Consider the following 9,881-nt stretch of genomic DNA (forward strand, 5'->3'; position numbering starts at 1 on the left):
TCACGCTCACGCTGGCGCTGGTGTCGGGCATGATCCGCCTCGGCCAGGGTTTCCTGCCGGCGCGCTACTTCCTGGCGGCCTTCTTCGCGCTGCTGCTGCCAGCCGTCTTGATATTGCCGGCCAACTTCGGCCTGGTGCCCAGCGTGATGCGCAACATCGAGCTCTTCACCCTGCTCGGCGCCACCACCGACGCCGTGCTGCTCGCTTTTGCACTCGCCGACAAAATCCGCCTGCTGGGCCGCGAGAAAGACGACTACCTGCAGCAGCTCAACAACGCGCTGACCCAGGCCAGTACCGACTCGCTCACTGGCATCGGCAACCGCCACGCCTTCGATCGCGCGCTGGCCACCATGACGACCCATGCTGTCGATGCCGACGCGCCGGGGCGAACCATGCTGGTCATGATTGACCTCGATGGCCTGAAGCGCGTCAACGACGTGCACGGCCATGCCCACGGCGACGCCCTGCTGCGTGAATTCGCCCAGCAACTGAGCGTGCTCAAAAGCGACGGCATGAGCGTCTTCCGCCTGGGCGGCGACGAGTTTGCGGTGCTCGGCGAGCGCAGCCAGGAAGAGCACACACGGCTCACCCTGCTGCAAGTAGAACGCAAGCTGCACGAGGCCGGCTTCGTCGACTGCGGCATCAGCTACGGCATTGCTTTTGGCTCCGAGATCAACTCGGGCTCGCAGCTGCTGATGCATGCTGATGCACGCATGTATTTGCACAAAACCACCAAGCGTACTCAGCCGGCGTGAGGCTCAAGCCTCACCCCGCTTCATCTTGACGCGCTGCGCTCCCGCTCGCCCGCGTGCCTTCCATTCCGACGTGAGCCGCTGCCGCTCGAGCACGCTCATCGTGTCACGCCGCACCTCGCGCAGCAGCTTCTGGTAGTTGCGCAGGCGATCGGGCGGCACCCCTTCGCGCACTGCGCAGCCCGGCTCATCGCCATGGTTGCAATCGCGAAACCGGCATTGCAAGGCCAGCGAGACGATGTCTTCGAAGCTCGCCGCCAGCGTGCTTTCGTCCGCATCGGGCCGCAAGGTGCGCAAGCCCGGCGTGTCGATCACGCACGCCCCACCCGGCAGGCGGTGCAGCGAGCGCGAGGTGGTGGTGTGCTTGCCACGGCTGTCGTGCTCGCGCACGGCACCGGTGTCTTGCAGCGACGCACCGGCGAGCGCATTGGTGAGCGTCGATTTGCCTGCGCCTGAAGAGCCCAACAACACCACCGTCTGCCCCGGCGCGAGGTAGGCGTCGAGCACGCGCGTGGTGTGCGGCGCCATGCCGTTGACGGCCACCACGTCGACCTGCGCCGAGATGCGCGCGCGCAGCGTGGCGATGGCGTCGTGTACGGCATCGGGTGACACCGTGTCGGACTTGGTCAGCACCACCACCGGCGTCACGCCCTGGCCTTGCACCAGCGTGAGAAAGCGCTCCAGCCGGCGCGGGTTGAAGTCGTCGTCCAGGCCCATCACGAGCAGGGCGGTGTCGACGTTGCTCACCACCGGGTGGCGCCGGCCGTCGGCGTCGCGCCGGGCGATGTGCGAGAGCGGGGCAATGCGCTCATGCACCCAGGGTTGGCCGTGCGCGTCATGCAGCACCACCACCCAGTCGCCGACGGCCACCGCCGTGTCTTGCTCGGCCAGCCTGCGCATCAGCCGAGGCAGCACGCGGGCGCTGGCTTCTTGCAGGCCGTCATGCACCTGCAGTGTCTCGCGGTGTACCTCAATCACGCGCACCAGTCGGCGTGGCGATGTGCCGGCCTCGTCGTCATCGTCGGATGGGGGAACGGGTTGTGAACAGATGGCCACCAGGGCCATCGCGGGGGTCAAACCAATCGAGCGCAGGGGCTCGAGATTCATGTCGATCATGGTGAGATCTGTCTTCCATCGTCAGGAATGCATGCGAGTGCCTGACGCGGGGCAAGCCCGCGCTGGGCAGCGAATGGGACGGATGGGTCAACCGCGGCGCCATCGGCGCCACAGCGAAAAGCTCAGATCTCGGGCAGAGAAGTCTCTTGGAGAAGAGAGATGCCGGTGCGGCTCAGAGGGAGCTGGCGGCGACCCACGGGAGGGCAATGTCAGCGTGCGTCATTGAGTGGTCTCCTTGAGGTGGGTGTAAGAGAAGGCGCGAAGTGTGGCATGCGTCAAGCGCACCGTCAACGCCGGTTTCATTTCAAATGTTGTGGCGTGTCAGGCACTTCACGCGCCTCGATGTCAACCACCTCGCCACGCGGCCTGGGCTGCGGCCGCATGCCGGCAAAGGGAGAGCGAGGGTCGACGCGGAAACGCACCACGCGCGGTTGGCGCCCGCGCAGCAGGCTCCACACCAACAGCAGCAACGTGAGCGTGAGCCCGGCCACCAGCAAGAAGGCGGCGAACACCAGGCCCATGCAAACCAGCAACAAGCGCAGCAGGGTGGAAACGATTCGTTGAATCACAGTCAGCACGCAATGCCTCTGAAGTAGGAATTTTGCAGCGATTATCGGCCGCGTCACAATGCCCCTTCACCGCTTCATGGGGCTCACTGAATGAAGAAACTCGCACTCGCCTCGGCCATCGTACTCACGGCCTGCACCACCCCCACGACGCCCACCGCCGTGCTTGCGCCGAATGCCAACCTGGTAGTTCAGGGCATACCGCCGGTGCCCGCCAGCCTGGTCGACCAGGTGGCCAAATACACCGACTTTCGCGGCCACAGCTTTGCCGACTGGCACCCGCGCAAGCGCGAGATGGTGGTGGCGCACCGCAAGGCCGGCGCCAACACGGCGCAGCTCTTTCGTGTGACGCAGCCGACCGGCGACTTGGAGGCCCTGACCGATTCGCCCGACCCCGTCACCACCGCCAGCTACGAGCCGCGCGAGGGCCACTACCTCGTGTTCGAGCGCAGCAGCGGCGGCAGCGAAGCCGACCAGCTCTACCGCCTCGACTTCGCGACCAAACAGACCACGCTGCTCACCGACCCCGCCGAGCGCCACAACCTGCAAGGCTGGTTGCACCACGGCAGCCAGTTGCTCACCGCCTCATTGCCGCTCGACAAAACTGCGCAAGGCGGCACCCGTGCCAAGGTGGTCACCACCTTCCGGCTGATGGACCCGCTCAACCCGCAAACCGCGCGCAAAGTGGCCGAGCTGGAGGGCGGCGGCTGGTACGCGGGCGGTGTGTCGCCAGACGACAAGCAGGTGGCGCTCACGCGCTACATCTCAGCCACAGAGGCACAGGTGTGGCTGCTCGATCTCGCCTCGGGCCAGACCACACAGGTCTTGCCCGCACCCGGCAGCACCCAACGCGCTGCCTACTTTGCCGGCGAGTTCTTGCCTGGCAACACGGGTTTGCTGGTCACCAGCGACCACGCGAGCGAGTTCCGCGAGCTGATGGCCTACCGCTTCGCAGACCACCAGCTCACGCGCATGAGCTCGCACATTCCGTGGGACGTGAGCAGCATGGCGGCCACAGAAAACGGCAGCACCGTGGCCGCGCAGTTGAACGTCGATGGCCGCGACGAGCTGCACCTCTTTGACGGCAACACGCTGCAAGAGCTGCCCCTGCCGCGCATGCCCCCGGGCAGCGTGGGCAGCACTGCCTTCCACCGAAGCACCGGCGAGCTCTCCTTCTCGGTCAACAGCGCGCAAGGCCCGAGCCAGCTTTACACGCGCCAGGCCGACGGGCAGCTGACCTCGTGGACGCGCCCCTATGCGCCGCCCGGTGTCGACATGTCGACCTTCCGCGACCAGAGCATCGTGCGCTGGAAGAGCTTTGACGGCCGCGAAATCTCGGGCCTGATGAACCTGCCGCCCGCGCGTTTCACCGGCAAGCGACCCGTGATGATCGTGATTCACGGCGGGCCTGAGGGCCAGGCCACGGTGGGTTTCATGGGCCGCTACAACTACTTCATCAGCAAGCTGGGCATGGCGGTGATTCAACCCAATGCGCGCGGCTCCAGCGGTTTCGGCAAAAGCTTCATCTCGCTCGACGACGGCATGAAGCGCGAAGACTCTGTAAAAGACATCGGCGCCCTGCTCGACTGGGTGAAGACGCAGCCGCAGCTCGACGCGTCGAAGGTCATCGTGACCGGCGGCAGCTATGGAGGCTACATGAGCCTGGCGGTGAGCACCCATTACGCCGACCGCATCGCCGGCGCGATCGACGTGGTGGGCATCTCGAACTTCGTCACCTTTCTGCAAAACACCGAGAGCTACCGGCGTGACCTGCGACGCGTGGAATACGGCGACGAGCGCGACCCCGCGATGAAGGCGTTTCTCGAAAAGATCTCACCGTTGACCAACGCGAGCCGCATCAGCAAGCCGCTCTTCGTGGTGCAGGGCAAAAACGACCCGCGCGTGCCCTACACCGAAGCCGAGCAGATCGTGGCCAAGGCGCGCGCCAACAACACGCCGGTGTGGTACTTGCGCGCCGAAAACGAAGGCCATGGCTTCGCGCGCAAGGAAAATGCCGACTATCAGTTTTACGCCACCATCCTGTTCCTGCAGAGCACCTTAGGAAAGTAAAGGTCTCGCCGTGCGTGAGTAGCTCAGCACGCGCCCTTTGTAGACGGTGGCACTGTCGGGCAGGTGGGTGATTCGGATTTCTTCACGGGCAAAACCGAGCTCGTCCATGCGTCGATTGAAACCTGCGCGGTTTCCGCGGTCGGGGTCGACGATCACCACTTCCATCGCCGCCTGCGAATGCCGCTCGATGAAGGCGGCCAACAAGCCGGGCTGGTCGCGCTCGTAGAGCACGTCGCTGCCGATGATGAGATCGAAGAGGCCCAGGCTCGGGTCGACGGTTGCCCAGTCGCCCCGCTGAAAAGGCAGTGGCGGCAGGCCATTCAGCAGCACGTTCTCTTTCAGAAAGGCACCCGCCAGCGGATGGTGGTCACTCGCGGTCACGTCGCCGTGGCGGCGGTGCAGCGAGAGGCTGGCCAGCGCCAGGCCGCAGCCCAGCTCAAGTATTCGGCGCTGCCCCAGCACCACATGCTGCATGTGGGCCGCCAGCACCAGGGCCGATGGCCACACCAGCCCGAAGAGCGGCCAGGTGGCAGATGAAATGCCAGAACGCTCGGCTTCACCGTCGGGGTCATGGAACTGCTGCCGGTCGAGCAGCGAGCGCACCTGCATGGCCAAGCCCGCAACGGGCATGCTTTCAAGCTTGATCTGGTAGCCGGGCATGAATCAGTCTACGCCGGCCCCTGGAAGCCTTTTGCACGGTAGGTGATGACCAGGGTGTCGCGATGCCCGCCATCGGTGAGGGGCTGGATGGGGGTGCTCTCGTGGATCACGCGCTCGTCGTCGAGCATCAGCGTGGTCCACGGCTCGGTCATGGTGAAACGTATGCCAGTCGGCCCTGCAGCTTCGAACACGCGCGTCTCGCCGCCTTTTACGCCCACACGGTTGACCAAGATCACCGCGACGAAGTCGACCCCGTCGCGGTGCGCGCCCTCCGGCGTGGGCCGACCGATGCCATCGGTGGTGTCGATGCGGAACTGGTGCGCCTCCACGTACCACGGCTGCGCCCCCTTGATGGCCGAGCAACTGCGGCTGAGCGCCAGCAGCAGCGAGCGCCACACCGGCTGGGCCACGACGTCAGACGCGATGGGCTCGAACCAGCGCGCAAGCCCACCGTGCAGGGCGTTGTATTCCACCGGCTGCCAGTGCGCGCGGTGCGGCGCCTGCACGAGCGTGTCGCCATCGGCCACGAAACAGGCATGGCGCCGCCGGCGATAGTGGCCGCCATCGCGCAGGTAGGCATCGGGCGGCAGGTCGTCCCAGCTGGCTTGCAGGGCCTGCAGGGCGCGGGGCTCACAAGGCAGCACGGCGCACAAACCAGTGGGGCTCAGGGCCGCCTGGCCCGAAGCGCGCAGCGAAGATGTCAGCTCCGCGGGCGCAATAAAGGGTGGCATGAGGTGAGCAGTCATGGCCAGAATGATGCCAGTCGCGCCGCCCATTCCAGACGGGGCTGACACAATCGCGTCACGCCAGTCACGGAGTCTGTCTGTCATGTACCCCGGAGAACGTTTCAACAGCTTCACCCACCTCGCCGGCCTGATGCTGGCCGCGGCGGGCGGTGCCGTGCTGATCACCCAATCTGCGCTGCACGGCGATGCCTGGCAGGTCGTCAGTTCCAGCATCTTTGCCGCGACCATGATCGTGCTGTATGGCGCCTCGACGCTGTATCACAGCGTGCGCGGCGCGGCCAAGAAGGTGCTGGTCAAGTTCGACCATTGCGCCATCTACCTGCTGATCGCCGGCACCTACACGCCCTTCACCCTGGTCACGCTGCGTGGGCCCTGGGGCTGGGCCTTGTTCGGCACGGTATGGGGCCTGGCCGTGATCGGCATCGTGAAAGAGCTGTGGTTTGGCCGCGACCGCGTGCCTTCGGTTCCGCTGTACGTGGCCATGGGCTGGCTCGGCGTGATTGCTGCCGTGCCCCTGATGCAAGAGCTGCCCGGTGCAGGCCTGGCGTGGCTGGTGGCGGGTGGTCTGCTGTACACCGCCGGCATCATCTTCTACGCCAACGACGAGCGTTGGCGACATGCCCATGGCGTGTGGCACCTGTTCGTGCTGGCGGGCACAGCCTGCCACTACCTCACCGTGCTGCTGTACGTGAACTGAGTTGGCCCGCCTTTTCACGTCTTGCCGATACGCCACACATGACCACATCGCAGGCCCGCAACCCGCTGCACGGCATCACGCTGGAGCAGATGCTCAACGCACTCGTCGCCCACTTCAGCTGGCCCGGCCTCAGCGAGCAGATCAACATCCGGTGCTTCACCAGCGACCCGAGCGTGGCGTCTAGCCTCAAGTTCTTGCGCAAGACGCCCTGGGCGCGCGAAAAGGTTGAAAGCCTTTACCTCTTCATGCTGCGCGAACAGGCGCGTGCCGCCAAGCCGAAAAGGCCCTAGCACCCAGTAGGGGCACTGTCGGGGCTGTCCTACACACCAAGGCAGTGCACACCGACGTGCATCGGCTGCTTACGCCGATAAGTTCTTTTCGTCGTCTCGCCGACCATCTCGCTGCCGGTGCCATGGGGCTGCCGACTAGATGACTTTGAAAGGAATCAAATGAAATTCAAAACTCAAGCTCTGGCTGCGTGCGTCGCCGCTCTGTGTGCTGTCTCCGCCCAAGCTCAGGTGAGTGGCAGTGGTCTGTACATCGGCGGCAACGTCGGTCAATCGAAGTGGAAGGGCGGGGACTTCCCGGGCCTGGACGCCAACAGGGTCGGCGGCAAGGTTTACCTTGGCTACGATTTCTCGCCGAACTTCGCACTGGAATCGGGCTACACCCGATTCGGCACCTTCGATTTCACCGGCGATTCGCTGAAGGCCAATGGCTACTTCGTCGACGCTGTGGGCAAGATCCCGTTCACGCCGCAATGGTCGGGCCTGGTGCGCCTGGGCGCATTCCAGGGCAAGCTGGAGACGGGAACCGCCAGCGACAGCGGTAGCTCGTGGAAGGCCGGCGCAGGCGTTGAGTACAAACTCACACCCAACGCTGCGGTGCGTGCCGAGTACGAACGCTATCGCTTCAATGCGCTGGGCGGCAACCCCAAGGCCGACATGCTGACGGCAGGCTTTACCTACCGGTTCTGACCTAACGCTGAGTGGGCCGACCCCTTGGGCTTTCATCCGGCTCATGGGGTTTTTCTTCGGCGCCTTCCAGGGGCGCTGGCATCGTGGGCGCATGTATGCGTATACGCGCACCTGTCACGCTCACCACCTGCCCCGCGCGCACCTTGCAGGTCTTGCGCAGCTCCTGCTGCCCGTCGATCTCGACCCGGCCCTCCGCCACCATGGTCTTGCCTGCACCCCCGCTGCTCGCCAAACCCGTTACCTTGAGCAGGGTGTCCAGCGTGATGTAGTCGCCTCGCAACTCAAACTCTATCGTCCTCATGAGGCCCTCACCTTGTGTAGAAATTTTCAGCGAGTTTGCGTCAAACCGAATTCACGCGCCAGCAGCGCGTAAGAGTGGCGACGCACCGCCGGGTTGTGCGCCCAGCTGTTGATGACCAGTTCGTCGAGCTCTAACTCGGCCGCCAACCTGCGCAGCTTGTCGCTCACCTGTGCCGCGCTGCCCACGAATGCGCGCTGGCGCATCGGCTCAATAGTGCGCATGTCTTCGACCGTGAAGCCGCGCGCTGCAATGACGTCGGGCGACTGCAGCGGGCCCAGCACGCCCAGCCCGCGGTCCACACGCCACCGATCACGGCTCAGCGCATGGTGCAACGCCTCTTCTTCGGTGTCGGCCGCCAGGGCCCACACGCACACCGTGGCGTGGGGCTGCGGGTGGCGCTCGCTCGGCTGGTACAGCCGCCGATAAAGGTCGAGGGCTTGCTCCACGCCCTGCCCGTCGACGAAGAAATAGGCGTAGGCATAAGGCAAGCCGAAATGCGCAGCCAGCTGCGCGCCGTAGTCGGAGCTGCCCAGAATCCAGATCTCGGGCGGCAGCGGCCCGCGCGGGTGTGCGGTGATGCCGCGGTGAAGCTCTCCTTTCGTCCACGCTTGCAGGTCGCGCACCTGCTCAGGAAAGTGTTCCGCCGAGCCGTAGGTGTGCGGGTTTAGCGCTTGGGCGGTGCGCATATCTCCACCCGGCGCGCGGCCCACACCAAGGTCGATGCGTCCCGGCGCCAAGGCCTCGAGCACGCGAAACTGCTCGGCCACCTTGAGCGCCGAGTAATGCGGCAACATCACTCCCGCGCTGCCAATGCGGATGCGCTGCGTGCGGGCTGCAATCGCGGCCATCAGTATCTCGGGCGCACTGCCCACGATGGTGGGCAGGCTGTGGTGCTCGCTGAGCCAGAAGCGGTGGTAGCCGAGGGCATCGGCGTGCTCGGCGAGCGCGAGGGTGTCGCGTATCGCGGCGTCTTCGGTGCTCCCGCTGAGTGAGACAGATTGATCGAGTACCGAGAGTTTCATCTTGAGGGCTTCAATGTCTGGGGTATATTTAGCCTACAGGTATACGCAAGACAGTGGTTGTGAGTGATCTTTTCGAATACGGGCTTGGTTCCAAGGCCGTTCCGTTAGAACCCCCGAATAACGTTTCTTGAGTGTCTCTGCATGCGGAGCATGTGCTGCGCATTACTTTGCTAAAAAGATAGGACTCGTCCATGACGACTCAAACCGGTACCGTGAAGTGGTTCAACGAGAGCAAGGGCTACGGCTTCATCGCTCAAGATGCGGGCGGCGCTGATCTGTTCGCTCACTTCCGTGACATCCAAGGCGATGGCTTCAAGACTCTGATGGAAAACCAGAAGGTCGAATTTGAAGTGAAGCAAGGCCAAAAGGGTCTGCAAGCCTCGAACATTCGAGTGCTGTAAACACCTGGCGCAAGCCAAATCAAAACGCGGCTCAGGCCGCGTTTTTTTATGCTCGTCTCGAACATCATGCTGACAACTGGGAGACAAGCACAACGCGAGCGCAGCGCTACGATGCGCCGACACAGCAGCAGGAGACACCATGACCACCCTCACCGCCACCACCAACAAGCAAGTACGCCTCGCCGAACGCCCAGTCGGCCTGCCCACGCGAGCCAACTGGAGCTTCACCGCCGAGGCCGTTCAAGAACCTGCCGCCGGTGGCGTGCTGGTCAAAACACTCGCCCTGTCGCTCGACCCCGCCATGCGCGGCTGGATGAACGAAGGCAAGAGCTACATCCCTCCCGTGGGCATCGGCGAGGTGATGCGCGCAGGTGGTGTGGGCGTGGTCGTGGCGTCTAAGAACGCGGCCTTCGCTCTGGGCGACCACGTGAGCATCGGCTCGGGCGTGCAAGAGTACTGCCTCGTTCCAGAGGCCGAAATCAAGCGTCACGGCCTGGCCAAGATCGACAGCCAGGCAGGCTCGCTGACGCAATGGCTCAATGTGCTGGGCATGCCCGGCATGACGGCCTACTT

At 64.5% G+C, this 9,881-nt stretch carries 11 protein-coding genes and 2 pseudogenes; 7 read left to right on the forward strand and 6 right to left on the reverse strand.

What is annotated here, in order from left to right:
• The coding region (locus AC30QB_RS22790) for a GGDEF domain-containing protein (RefSeq protein WP_489548573.1) at nt 1–755 on the forward strand (755 nt) is incomplete at its 5' end.
• Between the two features lie 3 nt (nt 756–758).
• On the opposite strand, the gene rsgA is transcribed toward AC30QB_RS22790, so the two are convergent.
• Nucleotides 759–1,868, reverse strand: coding sequence for a ribosome small subunit-dependent GTPase A (gene rsgA / locus AC30QB_RS22795; protein ID WP_489548574.1), 1,110 nt, complete (start codon nt 1,866–1,868; stop codon nt 759–761).
• Nucleotides 1,869–2,167: 299 nt separating this feature from the next.
• A complete protein-coding gene (locus AC30QB_RS22800) occupies nt 2,168–2,446 on the reverse strand; it encodes a hypothetical protein (RefSeq protein WP_489548575.1) in 279 nt (92 codons plus the stop codon).
• A gap of 81 nt (nt 2,447–2,527) precedes the next feature.
• Between AC30QB_RS22800 and AC30QB_RS22805 the strand changes: the two genes are divergently transcribed.
• Nucleotides 2,528–4,504 carry a S9 family peptidase gene (locus AC30QB_RS22805; protein WP_489548576.1) on the forward strand — a complete coding sequence of 659 codons (1,977 nt, stop codon included), beginning with the start codon at nt 2,528–2,530 and terminating at the stop codon, nt 4,502–4,504.
• Here the strand turns inward: AC30QB_RS22805 and AC30QB_RS22810 are convergent.
• Nucleotides 4,493–5,164 (reverse strand): class I SAM-dependent methyltransferase, encoded by a 672-nt coding sequence (locus AC30QB_RS22810; RefSeq protein ID WP_489548577.1) that lies wholly within the window; start codon nt 5,162–5,164, stop codon nt 4,493–4,495. The two genes, AC30QB_RS22805 and AC30QB_RS22810, sit on opposite strands and share 12 nt — an antisense overlap.
• A gap of 8 nt (nt 5,165–5,172) precedes the next feature.
• On the reverse strand, nt 5,173–5,895 hold the full coding sequence (locus tag AC30QB_RS22815; protein ID WP_489548578.1) for a 2OG-Fe dioxygenase family protein: 723 nt from the start codon (nt 5,893–5,895) through the stop codon (nt 5,173–5,175).
• Nucleotides 5,896–5,992: 97 nt separating this feature from the next.
• On the opposite strand from AC30QB_RS22815, the gene trhA reads away from it, so the two are divergent.
• From trhA to AC30QB_RS22830, 3 genes are all read left to right on the forward strand, one after another.
• Nucleotides 5,993–6,607, forward strand: a complete 615-nt coding sequence (trhA, locus tag AC30QB_RS22820) for a PAQR family membrane homeostasis protein TrhA (protein WP_489548579.1) — start codon at nt 5,993–5,995, stop codon at nt 6,605–6,607.
• Nucleotides 6,608–6,645: 38 nt separating this feature from the next.
• Nucleotides 6,646–6,897: a VF530 family protein gene (locus AC30QB_RS22825; protein ID WP_489548580.1), complete on the forward strand. Its 252-nt coding sequence runs from the start codon at nt 6,646–6,648 to the stop codon at nt 6,895–6,897.
• 159 nt (nt 6,898–7,056) lie between these two features.
• On the forward strand, nt 7,057–7,584 hold the full coding sequence (locus AC30QB_RS22830; RefSeq protein ID WP_489548581.1) for a porin family protein: 528 nt from the start codon (nt 7,057–7,059) through the stop codon (nt 7,582–7,584).
• A gap of 88 nt (nt 7,585–7,672) precedes the next feature.
• On the opposite strand, the pseudogene AC30QB_RS22835 reads toward AC30QB_RS22830, so the two are convergent.
• Both AC30QB_RS22835 and AC30QB_RS22840 read right to left on the reverse strand, forming a co-directional pair.
• Nucleotides 7,673–7,885, reverse strand: a pseudogene (locus tag AC30QB_RS22835) (RNA-binding S4 domain-containing protein); the annotation flags it as partial.
• 26 nt (nt 7,886–7,911) lie between these two features.
• Nucleotides 7,912–8,907, reverse strand: a complete 996-nt coding sequence (locus AC30QB_RS22840) for an LLM class flavin-dependent oxidoreductase (protein WP_489548582.1) — start codon at nt 8,905–8,907, stop codon at nt 7,912–7,914.
• Between the two features lie 191 nt (nt 8,908–9,098).
• On the opposite strand from AC30QB_RS22840, the gene AC30QB_RS22845 reads away from it, so the two are divergent.
• Nucleotides 9,099–9,308 (forward strand): cold-shock protein, encoded by a 210-nt coding sequence (locus AC30QB_RS22845; protein ID WP_489548583.1) that lies wholly within the window; start codon nt 9,099–9,101, stop codon nt 9,306–9,308.
• A gap of 139 nt (nt 9,309–9,447) precedes the next feature.
• Nucleotides 9,448–9,881, forward strand: a pseudogene (locus tag AC30QB_RS22850) (NADP-dependent oxidoreductase); the annotation flags it as partial.

Source organism: Rhizobacter sp. (assembly GCF_046595475.1).
Classification (GTDB): Bacteria; Pseudomonadota; Gammaproteobacteria; order Burkholderiales; family Burkholderiaceae_C; genus Rhizobacter.